Source organism: Bradyrhizobium sp. WSM2793 (assembly GCF_000379585.1).
Classification (GTDB): Bacteria; Pseudomonadota; Alphaproteobacteria; order Rhizobiales; family Xanthobacteraceae; genus Bradyrhizobium.
The window spans coordinates 35240-51942 of the sequence record NZ_KB902835.1; the positions used below are offsets into that span (position 1 = coordinate 35240).

The window sequence follows — 16703 nt, forward strand, 5'->3', positions numbered from 1 at the left end:
ATGAGCTTCAGTGGAAGTCTCAACACATGTCGGATGGTACCACTGAGTCGACATCTACCGATGAACGGACCGCGCAATCTCTGTGCTTATGGCGCAGAAATGATGTGCAACGTGTGGCGGCCTTAACATTTAATTAAATATGTTGGCGTGATCATAAGGCATGGAATTGCAGCAGAACCGGGCTCCGGGAACCGGCAGCTGCAAGAGAAGGCCGCCGGCATAGATCCCGACGGCCTTTTCTCTTGAGCGAGAAAAATCGCTTTCCGTAATTGTCCGGACTCAACGCATCACATCGACTCGGACAGCGTGCGCGAGTGGTCGCAGCGCGCCGTGCTGTTTGCGCGGTTTCAGTCTAGCGCAACGGCATCGGCGGACGCACGACCGGTCCGTCGTCATCGGCAACTGCTTGGGTCGTGGTAACAGGTGCGGCCGGCGGCGGCATCGCGGCAGCCTGCGAAGGCGGCGGCGGAGCTGCGAGCGGCGCGGGCGAATAGGCCGGCATGTAGGTGTGCGACACGACCGGCTTCGGTTTGCGAACCGGCGGCGGTGACGGAGCTCGCGGTGGGACCGCAGCAGCACGTGCGCGCGGATCAACGGGCTTGACCTCAGCTACCGGCTTCGGCGCAGGCGGTCTTGCCATCTCGCGCGCCATCTGCTCCTGTCCGGCCTTCAACTCGGCGATGTTGGCCTTGAGCGCTTCGATCTGCTGCGCCATCGCGGCGAGGTCGCGCGTCATCGCTTGCACCGACTGCGCTGCATCGGGCTGCGTCGCTGCGGGCGTGGCGGCCGCGACCTGGACTGCGGGTGGCGTCGCAGATTGATCGGCCGTTTGATCGGTTGCCGGTTGCGCTACGGGCGGGGCGGCCTGTTCCGCGGGCGGCGCGGCCTGTGCGGCAGCGACCGGCGCGGTCTGCGATGTCGACGGCAGCAGCGACGTCAATGCCGGTGTCCATTCGGCGAGCATCTGTTTGGCGGTGTCGCCGTGCTTCTCCCACGCGATGGTGGCGGCTGCACTGCCGCCTGCAAACAGAAACGTGACGAAAGCGCCGCGCAGCCACTTGCCCGCGGCGGATCGCTTCCGCGGACCGAGACCATCGCTCGCCGCGACACGGACGGCCGTGTCGACAGAGGGCGGGGGCGCCGCCTGCGGCTCCGAGACGGGACTGAACTTGGGCTCAATGGAGATTTTGCGATCGAGCAAGGGTTTGGGCTCCGGCGCGAATTTCGGCTCCGGACGCGTCGCGATGTCAGGCGCGAGCGCGGGCGCAACGCTGACGGGGCGCGAGGCCAGCACAATGTCGGGCGAAATCTGAATCGCGTCGTGCGGATCGTTGTCCTTGACCGTGTCCTTCACGATCTCATCGACGATTTGCTTGGGGTTCAGCGTCGCGAGCATCGCAGCTCCTTTGAAGCCCGGTGTTCGAAGGCCGGGCGCTTGAAATACTGGTCGTCCGCATTGGCGCGAGCCGATCTATTGGGGCGAGCCCATCCAACCGGATGAGCCTCGCATGATGACGCACGAGTCCAGCCGGGTTTGACCAAAGCAAGGCGAGGGGATGGAGATGATGCGACTGTCTTCCGCCGTTTGTGGTGAGGGAACCCCTTTTGTTGAACACGCGCACGTGTTCCGCGCTGCCTTGTTTTCAGCACGATTTTGGCAGCATCTGGGACGCTGGGGGCGCTGCTATCCGCTATCGGGGGCCGGCGGTGCCAAAATCTTTAATCGCTTTGTTCGTCGTTGCCTTGCTGCCGCTGGGCGGCTGCATGCAGGCCACGCTTTCGCCGTCGACCGACGCGAGCATGACGCCGCGCGACCGGCAGTTGCTTGCGCACACGCCTTACGCGCAAGCGAATGTGCCCGAGCAATATCTCCGTCACGTCGTCGACTACCAGCGCAAGGAGCAACCAGGTACCATTCTGGTCGATACCGACGCGCGCTACCTCTATTACGTGCTGCCTGGGGGCAAGGCGATCCGCTACGGGGTCGCGGTCGGCGAGGAAGCCATGGCGTTCTCCGGCGTCGCGCGGGTCGGCCGCCTGGCGGAATGGCCGGATTGGGTTCCGACGGCTGATATCCAGGCACGGCTCGGACCGTATCCGGCGCGCGTTCCCGGCGGTCCCGCCAATCCCTTGGGCGCGCGGGGCATCTATCTCTATTCCGGCAACAAGGACACGCTCTACCGCATCCACGGCACCAACCAGCCGGAATATATCGGGCAGGCGATCTCGTCCGGCTGCATCCGGATGCGCAACGAGGACGTGATCGATCTCTACGACCGGGTGAAGCTCAATTCGATGGTTGTGGTGCTGCCGCCCGGACAGAACGCGCAGGCCGAGACGGGCGCGCGCTGGCGCGGGTGAAGGCTCGCAGGCGTGCACGTCCGGCGCGCTGCTTGCGGACAATTTTAGCCATTGTCTTGCGCGGTCTCTAACGTCTCGCGCCTAGCGTGCAGCGAGCAAGGGGTTGCTCGCATGTATCTCGTGAAGAATTCGCCGCGCGCGTTGTTCGCAGCGCTGATTCCGCTGGCCATCGTCGAAGCCGTGCTGCTGGTCTATGCCCTCGCGGGCGGACAGGTGAACGATCCGGTGGGGGTGCCCGCGCCGGATCAGATCCTGGTGCTGTATGCTGGCCGCATGGCGATGAACGCCGCCTTGCTGTTCGCCGGACATATTGTGCTGCGGCAATGGACGGTCTCCAGCCGGCTCGCCTACGGCCTGATGGGCGGCGTCATGGCGGCGGTGAGCTACGGCATTGCGATCCGCAACCACATCCAGCTGACGGCGCCGGGCGACGGCACAGTGATGACGATCGGACTGTTGCCGACCATTGCGGGAATGATCGGTGGCTTCCTCTACGGCCAGTTCGCCGGGCTGAGCCCTGTTGCGCGCGCAGCCGTGGATGCTTCCGCTGCCGACGCGTCAGGAAAGCCGCTGCCGCTGGTGTTCAACGGGCCGGTCCGCGTCCGCACGTCCTTCGCGGGCATCATCATCGCCGCGCTGATACCGACGGTGCTCGCAACTCTGCTGCCCTACACGTTGGTGCCGCTGCTGATGAACGGTTTCGGCGACAAGAGCACCGCACATATCTTCGCGGCGGTGATCCCGGCGCAGACCTTCATGGTCATGATGGTAATCTCTGTCATTCCTTCGAGCATCTTCGTGCTCTGCGTTCACCACGCCGCGCGAGCGATGAGCCGCCGCAACGCATGGGAGTACGCGGCGATTGGCGGCGTTGCGGCGTTCGCCTGCATACTGTTGCTTGCGTTCGCGGTGCCACTGCTTGCCTTTCTCGTGGTGCCGGCAGCATTCTGCGGGGCTGTCATGGGCGCGATCTACCGCCGCTTCGCCGGCCTCGAGCCGATGCCGCTACCGGAAGCCGTGATCGCGACCGATCCGAACACGCTGGTCGATGCCGATCATCCGTCGCGTCACCAGCATGGCGTCATCCTCAGCAACTGATCGCCTGGGACAGTGACATGAAAGAGCTTGCGGCGCTTGGCGCGGGATTGGCAATCGCGGCCGTGGCGGTGCTCTGGTTCGCGACCGGGCCCGTGGTGGTGGATGCCGAGATCAAGCCGCTTCAGCCGAGCGCAGATATGCCGGCCTTCAGACCCGTTCCGAACGAACTGGCCGGCCCGACCGGTCGCGACAACCGGTGACGATCTCGCTCTAGTTCTCAGGCCGGGCAACGCGCCATTGCAGCGTCGTCGCATTGCCGTTGGCTTCACCCGGCGTCTTGTCGGCGGGGGAGGTGTAGAGCGGGCGATAGCGATACGCCCACATCCTGCTGCCGTCGTCGCGGCTGATCACGGTGAAGTCGCCGACCGCCTTGGCGTCGGCCGTCGCGGCGAGCGGCACCCAGCTCTCGGTGCACTTGCCGTTGCAGTTCGACGTCTTTCCCGTGGTGTCGCGCTCGTAAGTGTAGAGCGTCATGCCCTTGAGATCGACGAGCTTGGGTCCCTGCTTGGTCAGAACAACCTTCGCCGGCGCGACCGTCGCTTCGGGCTTGGGCGGAGGAGGGTCGCCGCCGCCATGGCCGTTTGCGAGCGCATGGCCTGACGTGAGTGCGATGGCCGCGGCCGCGATGAGAAACCTGAACATCCGAACCCCCGAAGCGCAAAGTTAATCGCGCGTTAAGCGCAGAATGTTGCGGACCGTAGCAGCCGAAGGTTAGTTCAAGGTTTCGCAGCCCTGCGACAATTGCAGGCAAACATACCGTATCATACCGGAGTTTCGCGCAGCGGTGCGCGGCTCAGATCGTTGCCGGCGGCAATCGCTTTGCGCAGCAGCCGCATCAGATCCTCGCCCTCTTTTGCGCTGAGACCACGCAGCAGGATGCGCTGGGCCGATTCCACGGCCGGGGTGATCTTGCGCAGCGTGCGCCGGCCTTCGTCGGTGATCTCGAGCTCGCGGGCGCGGCGATCGCGGCTGGAGGCGCGGCGTTCGGCCAGTCCCTTCTGCACGAGGCGGTCGATCACGCCGGTGATGGTGGTGCGGTCATAGGCGATCAGGCCTGCAAGCGTCACCTGGTCGAGCCCCGGATTGGCCTTGATAGTCGCGAGCGCGGCGTATTGCACCGGCGTGAGATCGAAGCCGGCATCCTCGACCTCGGCCAGGAACACCGCGACGGCGATCTGCTGGAACCGGCGTGCCAGATGCCCGGGCATGTCGTTGTTGTCTTTCACCGAATTCTCCTCAAAGGCGGGGCGGTGCACGATCGTTGACAAGTATACTGATAGTCAGCATACTGAGCAATATCAAAACAGGTTGACGGGAGAGGCTCATGCAATTCCATCTGAATGGATTTCAGCCGGGCGACCCTGACATCGCCGACCCCGCCGAGCGCGTTCAGGCCCCGGGCGCGGCGGGCGCCGTGCCTGGCGAGGTCGATGTCCTCATCGTCGGCTGCGGTCCTGCGGGCCTCACGCTCGCTGCCCAGCTCGCGCAATTCCCCGACATCAAGACCTGCATCGTCGAGCAGAAGCCGGATCGCTTGCTGGTCGGGCAGGCCGACGGCATCGCCTGCCGCACCATGGAAATGTTTCACGCCTACGGCTTCAGCGAGCGCGTGTTGAAGGAGGCCTATTGGGTCAACGAGACGACATTCTGGAAGCCGGACGAGCGCCTGCCCGAGACCATCGTCCGCAGCGGAAGGGTGCAGGACGTCGAGGACGGCCTGTCCGAATTCCCGCATGTCATCCTCAACCAGGCGCGCATCCATGACGGCTTTCTGGACGTGATGCGCAAATCGCCGGCCAAGCTCGCCCCACATTACAGCCGCCGCCTGCTCGACCTCGAGGTCGATCCGGACGCGGGTCCGGCCGACCATGCCGTGACCGCGCGCCTCGAACGCGTTGATGTCGGAAGCGAGGGCAAGGTCGAGACGATCAAGGCGCGCTATGTCGTCGGCTGCGATGGCGCGCGCAGCACCGTGCGCAAGTCGATCGGGCGCGAGCTGCATGGCGATTCCGCCAACCACGCCTGGGGCGTGATGGACGTGCTGGCGGTGACCGATTTTCCGGACATCCGCTTCAAGTCGCTGATCCAATCGGCGAAGGACGGCAGCCTGCTGATCATTCCGCGCGAAGGCGGCTACATGGTCCGCATCTATGTCGAGCTCGCCAAGCTCGATGTCGGCGAGCGCGTCGCCAGCCGCAACATCACCGCCGATGACGTGATTGCGAAAGCGCAGAGGGTCCTGAAGCCCCATACGCTGGACGTGAAGGAGATCGCCTGGTGGTCGGTCTACGAGATCGGCCAGCGTCTCGCCGACAAGTTCGACGACGTGCCGGAAGCCGAGATCGCAACGCGGCTGCCGCGCATCTTCATCGCCGGCGATGCCTGCCATACCCACAGTCCGAAAGCCGGGCAGGGCATGAACGTCTCGATGCAGGATGCCTTCAATCTCGGCTGGAAGCTTGCCGCCGTCCTCCGGAAGCAGTGCGCCCCACACCTGCTGCATTCCTATTCGGCGGAGCGTCAGGCGGTTGCGAAAGAGCTGATCGATTTCGATCGCGAGTGGGCGGGGATTTTGGCTTCGTCAGCAAAGGCGGGCGGCGCCGATGCCGCCAGGACGCAAGACTATTTTGTCAGGCATGGCCGCTACACCGCGGGCACGGCGACACATTACACGCCATCGATCCTCACCGGTGCAGCCTCGCATCAGCACCTCGCGCAAGGCCTCGTCATCGGCAAGCGCTTCCATTCCGCCCCGGTGATCCGGCTGGCGGATGCCAAGCCGTTTCATCTCGGCCACGCCGCGCAGGCTGATGGCCGCTTCCGGATCTATGCGTTTTCGCCTGCTGAAAATCCCGCAGCATCGGGCTCGGCCATTCGTAAATTGTGCAATTTTCTCGCGGAATCCCCGAAATCTCCGATCCGGCGATACACGACCCGAAGCTCCGACATCGACAGCGTGATCGATCTGCGGGTGGTGTTTCAGCAGGATCATCGAGAACTCGCGATCGAGGCGATGCCGCCCATGTTGCTTCCGAGCAAAGGCCGTTACGGCTTGTACGACTACGAGAAGATGTTCTGTCCGGACCTCAAGAGCGGCCAGGACGTTTTCGCCATGCGCGGCATCGATCGGAAAGCCGGCTGCATGGTCGTGGTGCGGCCGGACCAGTATGTCGCGAACGTGCTGCCGCTCTCTGACTTCGCCGGGCTTGCGTCGTACTTCGACGCGTTCATGTTGCAGGCCAACTGATTGCAGGTCGACTGACGGTCCGCCAGCGCCGCTTACGCGTTGCGCCGATGAATGGCGGATGAATATTGAACCGCGCGCGGCACGCGTTTCAATCTTTCGATGGATGGGCGCGCCATGTGCGGAACGCCTGTTCTGCCCGCGCGTTCCGACTCGAAATAGGAGGAACACGCCATGACATTCAAGAGCGTTTTGGTTGCCGCATTGCTGCTCGCGCCAACAGCCGCATTGGCCGCGCCGGGCATCGTCACCGTCTCGACCGGCCTGCGCGCCGGGCCGGGTTCAGGCTTTCCCCTGGTCGATCGCATCCCCGGGGGCGCCCGCGTCAACATCCATGGCTGCCTGCGCGGCAATGCCTGGTGCGACGTCAGCTTCTCCGATGATCGCGGCTGGGTGTCGTCGCAATATCTCGAATATCTCTATCGCAATCACTACGTCTATCTCCCCGACTATGTCGACCAGATCGATGTGCCCGTCGTTCCCTTCGTGCTGACCTCGTATTGGTCGAGTTACTATGGGGGACGTCCCTGGTATCGACGCCATGCCTATTGGAGCAATTACTGGACCTCTCATCAGAGCGTCGCGACGCGGATGACGATTGATCCGCGCGCGGCCCGCATCGGCCGCGCGGCAACGCGCGACGCGGCGATCGCACTCGAACGCAGCGGTGTGCGCGGTAAGGGAGCCGCCGCGATCTCAACGCGCGACGCCGCGACTACACAGCGCGATGCGGCGATCGCGAAGCGCGACGCTGCGATCGCGAGGCGGGACGCTGCGGTCGCCAAGCGCGGCGCTGCGGTTACGCCCGACCGGACCCGCGTTGGACCAAGTGAGCGCATCGCGCATGAGCGGACCAATGTGCAGACCCGCAATCCGCGTGATGCACAAGCCCGCATGATGCGTGAGCAGGCCCCGACCCGCGCCCCGGTGCGCGCGCAGCCGATGGCCCGCACGCATGAAGCGCCGCGTGCGTCGGCCGCGCCTTCAGCACGTCCCGCGACGCCGCATGTCGCCCAGCCAAGCGTGAGCCATGGTTCGCCGATGAATGCCCGTGCGCAGATGCCGGCGCCGCGCGCGGCCGCGCCTGCCATGCCGCACGGCGGCGGGGGTGGTGCTCCGCATATCAATGCCGCCCCGCGTGGCGGCGGCGCCCCGGCGGGCGGGCCCGCCGGCGGACATCAGAAGCACTAGCTTTGCAAGGAAAAGCCCGGCCCTGATGCCGGGCTTTTTCTTCGCCGTGCCGAGGCCTTTACAATTTAAGTCAGATCTTCGCGGGTAGATTTCATCGATCGTAACATGTCTACCCAAAGGTGTAAGCATCCACTCGGGGCAGCGGGGCACGGGAGGATGATATGAGACAGAGCCAGGCGGAGACGCGCCGCCAAAATGTCGCGAAGCGTTCGATGACGAAGGAGGCCAAACAGCTGACCGGCCTGATTGCCGGGCTGCGCGAATCCCTCGAAGGGATCCACAAGGAACGGACGAGCACAAAGCTCACCGGCGCCGAGATGGGCATGCTCGACGAGCGTCGCAACAACCTGCTGCTCACCATCGCAGCCCTCGACGACCGTCTTTCCGCGGTGCAGGGGCTGATCGATCTCGGCCGACCCCACATCATCCGCGTGCACTAGCGGGGGCTCGGCCATGGGACGCGCGGTTCCGTTGCTGCCGTGACGGGCCGCCCCCGGCGGTCGATCCGGCACGCCATGGTCCAGCACGGCTGGTAGACGGCCCCGTCGTCGCAGGGAAAACCTGCGGCGGGCCGGAATCGCATCCCAGCGGGGCACGGCTCGACGCCGGTCGCCGGCGCCGATCATCGGCGCCATGCCTGCGGTTGGCACCAAATTGCCATGCTCCCGGCGAATTGCCGCCAAAGCCCGCTGCCACGAGGAGGCCGGGTGCAGGGCGACGCAAGGGGATGCGAATTGGCCTACAAGATGGTCGCAGAACGCGACAACGAGAAGTACAGTTTCGCTCGCGAGAGCCGGCTGCTCATCGTGGCGAAGGCGAAGGTGTGGGCGAGCGAGGGATGGCGGGTCGTCATCACCGACCAGGACGGCAAGGCCTACGCACCGCCGGAGTTCGATCAGCTGTCGGCGGCGTGACCGAAGGGCGGGCGAGGGGACGGCATTTGAGATCGCTGTTTCGACTGGGGCGCGATCGGATCGTGCCCGTGATGACTTTTGCAGCCGCCGTTCTGACGGTGACGGTCGCCGCCGCGCAAAATCTCGACGCCGGCAAGCCGCCCGCAAAGCTCTTCGCTGAGGGCTGCGCGACCTGCCATCGCAGCCCGCGCGGCCTTGCCAAGGGTCGCTTCAGCCTGACGTTAACTTGGTTCCTGAAGGACCACTACGCGACCAGCTCGGACTCGGCCAAGGCGCTCGCGGCGTATCTTGAGTCAGTCGACGAGCCGCCGCCGCGCGCTGCGGCCAAGCCCGCCAAGAAGAAGCCCGCCCGGTCCGCATCGCGTCCGCCCAAGCCCGTGCAGAGCCAGTAGCACGTGCGAGGCTGCTATCTGCGCCGATTGGTCTGAGCGAGCAACCGTGCGTGCAGGGCGCGTAGCTCGGCGCTCATCCGCGTCTGTCCCGTCGTGACATAGGAGAGCCATGCGCCGTCGGCGGCGAGACGCACGATTTGCAGATCGGGCGCGTCGTCGGTCGTGCGATGACGCTTCAGGCGCGCCTTGATCCAGTCGTTCCAGAGCCGGCGCAGCGGCGGATCGGTGACGACGACCATGCTCAACGCCGCCCATGGGGTCGCGAAGCCGAAGGCCTTGCCGGTGAACACCGCATTCACATAGGCCCGCGTGAAGCGGCCGCGAGGCTTCGGATCGGCTTCAATCGCGGCGTCGATCTCGGTATCGACGCGCGCGAGCAGGTCGGCAAACAGGCCCTCGATCAACGCCTGCTTGCTGCCAAAGTGGTGAAACAGCCCGCCCTTGGTGACGCCCGCCGCCACTGCGACCGCCTGCACCGTGACGCCGGCGACGCCGTGGTCCATGGCGATCGCCGCGGCACAGTCGAGCAGGGCGCGCCGGACCTGCTCGGGCTGCTTGGCGCGGGTGTAGCGGTTCTCCGGCATCAATGCGCCGTGGTCTGCGAGAACAGGTTGATGACCACGACCCCTGACACGATCAGCGCGATGCCGACGAAGGCCGCGGAGTCCAGCATCTGGCGGAACAGCACGAAGGAGACGGTCGCCGTCAGGATGATGCCGACCCCGCCCCAGATCGCATAGGCGATGCTCAGGGGGATGACGCGGATCGCCACCGACAGCGCATAGAATGAGGCGACATAGAACAGCACCATCGCCAGCGTCGGCCACGGGCGAGTGAATTGCGCGGATTGCTGCAGGAAGGCGGACGCCGTGACCTCGAGAACGATGGCGAGGGCGAGCGCTGCGTAGGCACTGAAGGCGGAGGTCATGATCAGCTCCGGCGGGGGCGATAGAAAGATACCGCGCGGTAGGTATGTTTAGCACGCCGTGTCCGGCTTTGGCCAGGACGAGGTATCACGTGTGCGTGACGCGGCTGCGACACCCGGCAACGCAGCAGGACGCCGCCGCGCGATGGATCGCGCAGCGGCTTCAAGCTTTCGTGGCGTTTAGGCCGGTGTCAGCTGATCCGCATCGAGAGTTCGACGTCTTCGGCGAAGGGCGTGGACATGTAGCCGCTGCCAGGCGCGCGCACGCGCGCCAGATAGTCCGGGCTCTCGTCGGCATTGTCGGCGACGATGATCGCACCCGGTCCGAGATGGCCTTCCAGCAGATCGAGGATATCCGGATAGAGCGCCTTGGCGCCGTCGAGCAGCACGAGGTCGACCGCATCGGGCAGATCGGCGCTCAGCGTCTTCAGCGCGTCGCCTTCACGGATTTCGACCAGATCGATCAAGCCGCCGGCGATCAGGTTCTCCCGCGCCCGCGCCGCCTTGGACGGCTCGAACTCGCTCGTGATGAGGTGGCCGCCGCCATTGTCGCGCAGGCCTGCGGCAAGGTGCAGCGTCGAGATGCCGAACGACGTGCCGAACTCGACGATCACCCGGGCGCTGGAGCTGCGTGCCAGCATGTAGAGCAGGTGGCCCGTCTCGCGCGAGACCGCGAGCGGCGCGTCCTTCAGGCGCCCGTAGAGGTCGCGATAGTCGGTCTTGCTTCGCATCAAGCGCGCCCGGTCTGCGTCGGACAAATCTGCGACGGCGGCCCGCGTTGCGCCATTTGCCGCCGCGGCCTCGTCGAACAGGCGGTCCAGCAGCGGCGCAAGCGATGTGATGGTCGGGGTGGTCATATGAGGTCTCCAGAGTTGGCGAAGAAACGCGTGCTTGCGTGCCGAGTGAAATACGACTAATTCGTCGCATTTCCTATTCGCATTGCCTGAGTGAGCCATGGCCGATCGTCGAAGCCGTTCAATTTCTTCACGAAAACAGCCGCAACAGGCCCGCTCCAGCGAGCTGGTCGCGGCCATTCTCGATGCTGCTGTTCAGGTCCTGACCAAGGAGGGCGCGCAGCGTTTCACCACGGCGCGGGTGGCGGAGCGGGCCGGGGTGAGCGTCGGCTCGCTCTATCAATATTTTCCGAACAAGGCCGCGATCCTGTTCCGCCTGCAAAGCGATGAGTGGCGGCGCACGAGTGACCTCTTGCGCGGCATCCTCGAAGACCGGGTGAAGCCACCGCCGGCGCGGCTGCGCGAGCTGGTCCATGCCTTCATTCTGTCCGAGTGCGATGAGGCCGCGATCCGCGGCGCGCTCAGCGATGCCGCGCCGCTCTATCGCGACGCGCCCGAGGCGCAGGACGCGCGCGCCGCCGGCGAGGGGATCATCGCGGCGTTCATGCGGGAAGCGTTGCCCAAAGCCTCCGAGGCGACCCGCGCGCTTGCCGGCGAGTTGATCAAGACGACGCTGAGTGAGGTCGGCAAGCGGTTTTCGGAGACGCCGCGCAGCGAGGCCGAGATCGCGCGTCATGCTGACGGGCTCGCCGACATGTTCTGCGCTTACCTCGGCGAGCTGGCGCGACGCTGAGGCTACTCTTGCCACACACGACGTTTGACCTTACGGACCTCTTTCATGCTCGTGATCTCCATTCAAAGCCAGGTGGTCCACGGCCATGTCGGCAACAGCGCGGCCGCCTACGCCATCCAGGCGGAGGGCGTGAACGTTGCGGCGGTGCCGACGACGCTGCTGTCCAATCATCCGCGCTATCCGAGCCTGCGCGGGCGGGTGCTGGAGACCGAGCTCATTGCCGATCTTCTGACGGGCGTGGAGGAGCGCGGTCTGGTCGATGAGGCCGCCGTGCTCGTCACCGGCTATCTCGGCTCGCCGGGCAACGCTGCCGTCATCGCCGATTTCGTCGAGCGGGCGCTCACGCGGAATTCCAAGCTCGTTTATCTCTGCGATCCCGTGATCGGCGATGATGGCCGCGTCTATGTCGCCGACGGCATTTTGGACGTGGTCCGGCACCGGCTGCTGCCGGCAGCGAAGCTGGCGACGCCGAACCAGTTCGAGCTCGAGCTGCTCTCAGGCCTCAGAACTGCGGATGCGCGGGGCCTGCGCGCGGCGTGTGCGGCGTTGGCGGGGACCGGCCGCATCGAAATCGTCGCCACTGGCTGTGCGCTCACCGATACGCCCGAAGGGCAGGTGGAGACGATCCTGTGCGCCGACGGGCAATTGTCGCGCTTTGCGACGTCGCGCCTGCCGATCCGCCCCTACGGCACCGGTGATCTCCTCACCGGCCTGATCGCCGCGCATCTGGCCAACGGCCAGGCGACGGAGGCCGCGGTGCGGCTTGCGGTCGAGACCATCTTTGCGGTGCTCGTGCGCACGCAGGAGGCCGGCACGGCCGAGATGCGGCTCGTGCCGCTGCCGACGCCGGGACACCAGCCGTAGGCCTCAGGTCGCGCGCTTGCCGGTCGATTGCGCCGATTTCTGTGGCTTGGCCGGGCTCTTCTGCTCGCGCGCGGCCTGTGCCTTTTGGGCCTTTGACGGCTTGGCGCTCGCAACAGTCCGCGTCTTCTTCGATTTGGCGCTGGCGACTTCCTTGCGCTCGCTCGTGCCACGCTTTGAGATGTATTCAGCGCCGTCGACCGGGCCGACATGCGGCGGATCGCGGCCGAGATAGGGCCGGCCGATGCCGTAGGCCTTGCCGTTGGCGTCGACCCACTTCCACAGAATTTCCGTCGAGACCCAGCGCTGCGCGCGGTTATTGCCCTGGGTGCTGACAATATCCGCCGCCATGCCATGGCCGTAGCCGCCGCGCGTGCTGCCACCGTGATAGGAGCGGTCGGAGGCGGCCTTCAGGCCGCTCGCAATCGACTGGCGATAATCGTCACGGAACGCGCTGGTGATGCCGGGCGAGAGGCCGGCGGCTTCCGCAGCGAGCAGCGTGCGGAATAGTTTCCGCTTGAAGCTCTTGTCCATGCCGCCGATGACGTAGTCCATCATCGACATGCCGGCGTGCTCGGCGGCCTTCGGATCCTTCCATGTGAAATCCTGGTCGACCAGCTTGGTGAAGCTGCGCATCACCGTGACCGTCTTGCCCTTGCGCTTGATGGTGACGGCGCGGCGCTCCTGGACCTTGATCGAGTCCTCTTTTGCGGTGCGCTGATAGAGCGCCCAGAGGTAGCGGTCGATGCAGGCATCCATGACGAAGCATTCGTCGAGCACGGCGACGGTGTCGGCCGGCGGCGATGCCTTGCTCGCAGGCGTGACGGGGCCGCTCGCGATCGCCGCGGGGGACAGCGCGTCGGTCGTCACGATCTCGGTGGGATCGGCAAATGCGAGCTTGACGGGCGCCGGCGCTGCAACTGGAGCAGTCTCGCTGATGACGGGCTCTGGTTCAGGCGATATCTGCGGCGCGGGCGGCGTCTCCGTCGGAAGGATCAGCGCCGGATCTGCCGAGGCGAGCTTGATGGCGGGAGGCTCGGGCACCGCTTCAGTGATCATCGGGGCCGGGGCCGCAGCGACGGCAGCCGCGATGTCGGCGGTCAAGGCGATGCCGTCCTCGATCGTCGCAGCGTGCGGCACGTCCGCGAGGTCGAGCCGGCTGAGATCTTTCGCGCGCGACACGGCAGCGGCATTGGCGCCGCTGTTCTCGATGAGGGCAGGGGCATAGGCGGAGAGGGAAAGTGCCAGCCAGCCGGCGAGAACGGCCGAGGGGCACGCGACCGCCACCAGAAGAGACCGCCGATCGTTCATGATCCCTGCCTCCAAACGGTTCTGTTCGGACACGCTCTGTCGGAACAGTCATGATGCAAAAACAATCTTGCACGGAAAGGCACGCAGCGCCTCGATTGTTCGGAGGACCGTGTGGCGACGCAATGGCGTAATTCGGTGAAATCGGGCTTTTCGCGGAGGTGTTGCCAAGCTGCAACGCGAGTTCCCACCGCAGTTTTCAAGGGAATCGTCGGCAAATGCGGCGTTCATTGTCGTCAACTTGAAGCCATTGGGTTTACTCAATCTTGGATTGTGGTCGTGCATTTCTCGCCTGCCGGCCGTTCCGGCAGAGTTGGGAAGGACACGATTGTGAAGTTGAAATGCAAATGGGCTGAATTCGCCGCCGATGAATCCGGCGCCACCGCGATCGAATACGGCCTGATCGCAGCCGGCATCGCGCTCGCGATCATCGAGATCATCTATGCGCTCGGCACCAATCTGATCGCAAAGCTGCAATCGCTGGCGACCGCTTTGAAATAGGGAGTCGCGCCACGGCATCGATGATGGAGTGCGGGGGCCAGCATCACCTTCTTGATGAGGGCGTCTTGCCTGACGCGTTGCCGCAACTTTGCTGCGGCTGGCGCGTTTGGTCGGCCATGACGCATTCCTCGCTTCGTCCCATGGACGCCTTCGATCCCACCGAACCCGCCATTCTGCACGATCGCATCACGGACACGATCATCACCTGGACCGCCGACCAGACCGACGATTACCGCCAGGCCAGCCGCCCGGGTGAGGACGGAACCGTCGCCTGGAAGGCCTACGTGTTCGATGGCTGGGGCAATGTGCTCGGTGGCTGAGCACCGTCCATAAAACCGTCATGTCGCGGCCGGCGGTGATTCGGCCAACGCCTTGTACGCATTAAACATATCGCCATGCATAACACGCGCTGTTGCAATGCAACAAAGCATGTCGCATTGCAGCAAACCGCGCCTAAATATGCTCCGACTCTTCCACTCAGGAGCATCACTAATGAACAAGAAGACTCTGTCGATCGCCGCCGCCATCCTGACGATCGCGGGCAGCACCGCGGCCTTCGCCGCCGAACTGCCGACTTACGAGACCAACGGATTTCCGGTCTCGCCCTTGCAGGTTCGCGTCCTCGGCGCCGCGCATGTCGAGCAGCAGACCGCTGCGCCGACCACGCTGGCCTCGGTCCACCAGGCGAAGGCGCTCAGCCCGCGCAAGGTGAAGACCGCGACCGTTGGCGTGTCCCACTAAGCTGACATCGTGACCGGCAGATGGGTTCCGCGGAGAGGCGGGTCCCATCTGCATCACGTGATCGAAGTCGACGCTGCTCGCGCATCGCAAATCGTGCAAGGTCTCGGCACGATGAATTGACACCGATGCGCTGATTGAGAATCCGGCCGCGAACAAGTTCGCGTGAATGTGCCGGTGATGTATGCCCGTTCATAACGGGCTTGATCCTTTTAATTGTTGCTTTGCACGTCGGGTTGCTTGATGCGGCCGCCGCATTGTTGCGGCCAATTTTGAAATCATAATGGAGGCCATTATGCCCGTTGCGCAGAAAGTCGTTGCCCCCACCACGTCGCCGCGTGCGTTCATTCTCAAGCAGACAGCTTTGTTCGCCGCCGCCGCTTTGTTCGTGTTCGTGCTGAGCCTGACCTACGGCCTCGATCTCAGCCCCGGATTTTTCTGAGCGATCTTCCGCCGCGCGCTAAGCTCTCCGCGCGCGCAGGCTTGACGGCGCGCGGCCGTAGAGCTCGGCGAAGGCGGCGTTGAATCTGCGCAGGCTGCCGAAGCCGGCCTGGAATGCGATATCGGTCATGCTGTCGTCGCCGGCGTCGAGCAGGCGCTTGGCGCGCTGGACCCGCAGCGTCCTGGCGAGCTGATGCGGCGTTGCGCCGACGTGGCGCTCGAACAGGCGCGCCAGGTGACGCGAGGAGATGCCGAGCCGCATCGCCAGATCGACCACCGAGCCTTCGTCGAGCGCGCCGTCATCGATCAGCTTCATGGCCCGCGCCACCGTGGAGCGCGTGCCGTTCCAGGCCGGGCAGAACGGCGCGGTTTCGGGCCGGCAGCGCAGGCAGGGCCGGAAGCCGGCGGCCTCGGCCGCCGCCGCCGTCGGATAATAGGCGACGTTGCGCGTCAGCGGTTGCTTGGCCGGACAGACCGGGCGGCAATAGATGCCCGTGGTCTTCACGGCCGTGAAGAAGCGGCCGTCATACCGGGGATCGCGGCGGAGGCGGGCGGCGTTGCAGACATCGAAGCTCAGCATGGCCGGATCATAACGCATGAGGGCAGGGGCGGAAGGGCTGCGGGATGACCGAGTCCGATTGTGGCGAGCTGCAAGGCGCATCGCGGCCTAGAAGGCGCCCCTCAACGAAAACGAGGGAGCGCATCATGTCCAGCCCAAGAGATATCGTCCTGAACGCGTGGAAGATCTTTTCGACGCGCGATGCCGAGCGCATCGCCGCATTGTTCACCGATGACGCCGAATGGATCGCGCCGAAGGGCAATGCCACCGCCGTCGCGCTCGATCACACCGACCACATGGTGGGACCGCACCAGATCGCACGCTTCATCGCGCAGGAGATGCACAGGATGTTCTCGAACATCGATATCGCGTTCCGCGGCGTCTATGCCGACGGCGATGTCGTGATCGTGGAGGAACGGATGCGCGCCACGCTGGTCGGCGGCAAGCCCTACGAGAACGACTATTGCTTCGTGTTCACGGTGGCGGGCGACCGGATCCGGCAGGTGCGGGAATACATGGATACGCGCAAGGGATGGCAGATGGTCTTCGAACAGGAGGCTGATGCGTGAGCCCCACAATCACC

23 protein-coding genes are annotated in these 16703 nt (G+C 65.0%); 15 read left to right on the forward strand and 8 right to left on the reverse strand.

The annotated features are described in order from the left end of the window. Positions 1–352: 352 nt before the first annotated feature. The gene (locus A3AS_RS0139550) at positions 353–1396 is read right to left on the reverse strand and encodes a hypothetical protein (RefSeq protein WP_018322950.1); all 1044 of its coding nucleotides are present in this window, start codon (positions 1394–1396) and stop codon (positions 353–355) included. A gap of 368 nt (positions 1397–1764) precedes the next feature. Here A3AS_RS0139550 and A3AS_RS0139555 point away from each other — a divergent pair, with 368 nt between their 5' ends. The 3 genes from A3AS_RS0139555 (at position 1765) to A3AS_RS0139565 (ending at position 3659) form a co-directional block, all read left to right on the forward strand. Continuing rightward, positions 1765–2361: a L,D-transpeptidase gene (locus A3AS_RS0139555; protein ID WP_177237477.1), complete on the forward strand. Its 597-nt coding sequence runs from the start codon at positions 1765–1767 to the stop codon at positions 2359–2361. Between the two features lie 111 nt (positions 2362–2472). Beyond that, positions 2473–3459 (forward strand): hypothetical protein, encoded by a 987-nt coding sequence (locus A3AS_RS0139560; protein ID WP_018322951.1) that lies wholly within the window; start codon positions 2473–2475, stop codon positions 3457–3459. 17 nt (positions 3460–3476) lie between these two features. Continuing rightward, positions 3477–3659, forward strand: a complete 183-nt coding sequence (locus A3AS_RS0139565) for a hypothetical protein (RefSeq protein WP_018322952.1) — start codon at positions 3477–3479, stop codon at positions 3657–3659. Positions 3660–3669: 10 nt separating this feature from the next. Here A3AS_RS0139565 and A3AS_RS0139570 read toward each other — a convergent pair whose 3' ends face one another. Both A3AS_RS0139570 and A3AS_RS0139575 read right to left on the reverse strand, forming a co-directional pair. Further along, positions 3670–4101, reverse strand: coding sequence for a hypothetical protein (locus A3AS_RS0139570; RefSeq protein ID WP_018322953.1), 432 nt, complete (start codon positions 4099–4101; stop codon positions 3670–3672). A gap of 119 nt (positions 4102–4220) precedes the next feature. After that, the gene (locus A3AS_RS0139575) at positions 4221–4685 is read right to left on the reverse strand and encodes a MarR family winged helix-turn-helix transcriptional regulator (protein ID WP_026202849.1); all 465 of its coding nucleotides are present in this window, start codon (positions 4683–4685) and stop codon (positions 4221–4223) included. 98 nt (positions 4686–4783) lie between these two features. Between A3AS_RS0139575 and A3AS_RS0139580 the strand changes: the two genes are divergently transcribed. The 5 genes from A3AS_RS0139580 to A3AS_RS0139600 all read left to right on the forward strand — a co-directional run bounded on the left by A3AS_RS0139580 (position 4784) and on the right by A3AS_RS0139600 (position 9200). Then, positions 4784–6706: an FAD-binding monooxygenase gene (locus A3AS_RS0139580; protein WP_018322955.1), complete on the forward strand. Its 1923-nt coding sequence runs from the start codon at positions 4784–4786 to the stop codon at positions 6704–6706. 171 nt (positions 6707–6877) lie between these two features. Further along, entirely contained in the window at positions 6878–7894 is a 1017-nt protein-coding gene (locus A3AS_RS0139585; RefSeq protein ID WP_018322956.1) for an SH3 domain-containing protein, read from the forward strand. A gap of 212 nt (positions 7895–8106) precedes the next feature. Then, positions 8107–8334 (forward strand): hypothetical protein, encoded by a 228-nt coding sequence (locus A3AS_RS0139590; protein ID WP_244550826.1) that lies wholly within the window; start codon positions 8107–8109, stop codon positions 8332–8334. A 267-nt stretch (positions 8335–8601) separates the two neighbouring features. After that, positions 8602–8808 (forward strand): hypothetical protein, encoded by a 207-nt coding sequence (locus tag A3AS_RS0139595; RefSeq protein ID WP_018322958.1) that lies wholly within the window; start codon positions 8602–8604, stop codon positions 8806–8808. Positions 8809–8879: 71 nt separating this feature from the next. After that, a complete protein-coding gene (locus tag A3AS_RS0139600) occupies positions 8880–9200 on the forward strand; it encodes a hypothetical protein (protein ID WP_018322959.1) in 321 nt (106 codons plus the stop codon). Between the two features lie 14 nt (positions 9201–9214). Here A3AS_RS0139600 and A3AS_RS0139605 read toward each other — a convergent pair whose 3' ends face one another. The 3 genes from A3AS_RS0139605 to A3AS_RS44480 form a co-directional block, all read right to left on the reverse strand. Then, positions 9215–9784: a TetR family transcriptional regulator gene (locus tag A3AS_RS0139605; protein ID WP_018322960.1), complete on the reverse strand. Its 570-nt coding sequence runs from the start codon at positions 9782–9784 to the stop codon at positions 9215–9217. After that, on the reverse strand, positions 9784–10128 hold the full coding sequence (locus tag A3AS_RS0139610) for a multidrug efflux SMR transporter (protein WP_018322961.1): 345 nt from the start codon (positions 10126–10128) through the stop codon (positions 9784–9786). The genes A3AS_RS0139605 and A3AS_RS0139610 overlap by 1 nt, the downstream gene beginning before the upstream one ends. A 188-nt stretch (positions 10129–10316) precedes the next feature. Further along, the gene (locus A3AS_RS44480) at positions 10317–10982 is read right to left on the reverse strand and encodes an O-methyltransferase (RefSeq protein ID WP_018322962.1); all 666 of its coding nucleotides are present in this window, start codon (positions 10980–10982) and stop codon (positions 10317–10319) included. Positions 10983–11079: 97 nt separating this feature from the next. Here A3AS_RS44480 and A3AS_RS0139625 point away from each other — a divergent pair, with 97 nt between their 5' ends. Continuing rightward, positions 11080–11712, forward strand: a complete 633-nt coding sequence (locus tag A3AS_RS0139625) for a TetR family transcriptional regulator (RefSeq protein WP_018322963.1) — start codon at positions 11080–11082, stop codon at positions 11710–11712. Positions 11713–11757: 45 nt separating this feature from the next. Continuing rightward, on the forward strand, positions 11758–12576 hold the full coding sequence (gene pdxY / locus A3AS_RS0139630) for a pyridoxal kinase (protein WP_018322964.1): 819 nt from the start codon (positions 11758–11760) through the stop codon (positions 12574–12576). Between the two features lie 3 nt (positions 12577–12579). Here pdxY and A3AS_RS0139635 read toward each other — a convergent pair whose 3' ends face one another. Further along, positions 12580–13884, reverse strand: a complete 1305-nt coding sequence (locus A3AS_RS0139635) for a hypothetical protein (protein WP_026202852.1) — start codon at positions 13882–13884, stop codon at positions 12580–12582. A gap of 333 nt (positions 13885–14217) precedes the next feature. Here A3AS_RS0139635 and A3AS_RS0139640 point away from each other — a divergent pair, with 333 nt between their 5' ends. The 4 genes from A3AS_RS0139640 (at position 14218) to A3AS_RS48715 (ending at position 15562) form a co-directional block, all read left to right on the forward strand. Next, a complete protein-coding gene (locus A3AS_RS0139640; RefSeq protein ID WP_026202853.1) occupies positions 14218–14382 on the forward strand; it encodes a Flp family type IVb pilin in 165 nt (54 codons plus the stop codon). A 65-nt stretch (positions 14383–14447) separates the two neighbouring features. Next, positions 14448–14702: a hypothetical protein gene (locus A3AS_RS0139645; protein ID WP_245283399.1), complete on the forward strand. Its 255-nt coding sequence runs from the start codon at positions 14448–14450 to the stop codon at positions 14700–14702. 172 nt (positions 14703–14874) lie between these two features. Next, positions 14875–15123, forward strand: coding sequence for a hypothetical protein (locus A3AS_RS0139650; protein ID WP_018322966.1), 249 nt, complete (start codon positions 14875–14877; stop codon positions 15121–15123). Between the two features lie 292 nt (positions 15124–15415). After that, on the forward strand, positions 15416–15562 hold the full coding sequence (locus A3AS_RS48715) for a hypothetical protein (protein WP_183230836.1): 147 nt from the start codon (positions 15416–15418) through the stop codon (positions 15560–15562). 18 nt (positions 15563–15580) lie between these two features. On the opposite strand, the gene A3AS_RS0139660 is transcribed toward A3AS_RS48715, so the two are convergent. Further along, the gene (locus A3AS_RS0139660) at positions 15581–16141 is read right to left on the reverse strand and encodes a bifunctional transcriptional activator/DNA repair enzyme AdaA (protein WP_026202855.1); all 561 of its coding nucleotides are present in this window, start codon (positions 16139–16141) and stop codon (positions 15581–15583) included. 125 nt (positions 16142–16266) lie between these two features. On the opposite strand from A3AS_RS0139660, the gene A3AS_RS0139665 reads away from it, so the two are divergent. Further along, a complete protein-coding gene (locus A3AS_RS0139665; protein ID WP_026202856.1) occupies positions 16267–16689 on the forward strand; it encodes a nuclear transport factor 2 family protein in 423 nt (140 codons plus the stop codon). The last annotated feature ends 14 nt before the right edge of the window (positions 16690–16703 follow it).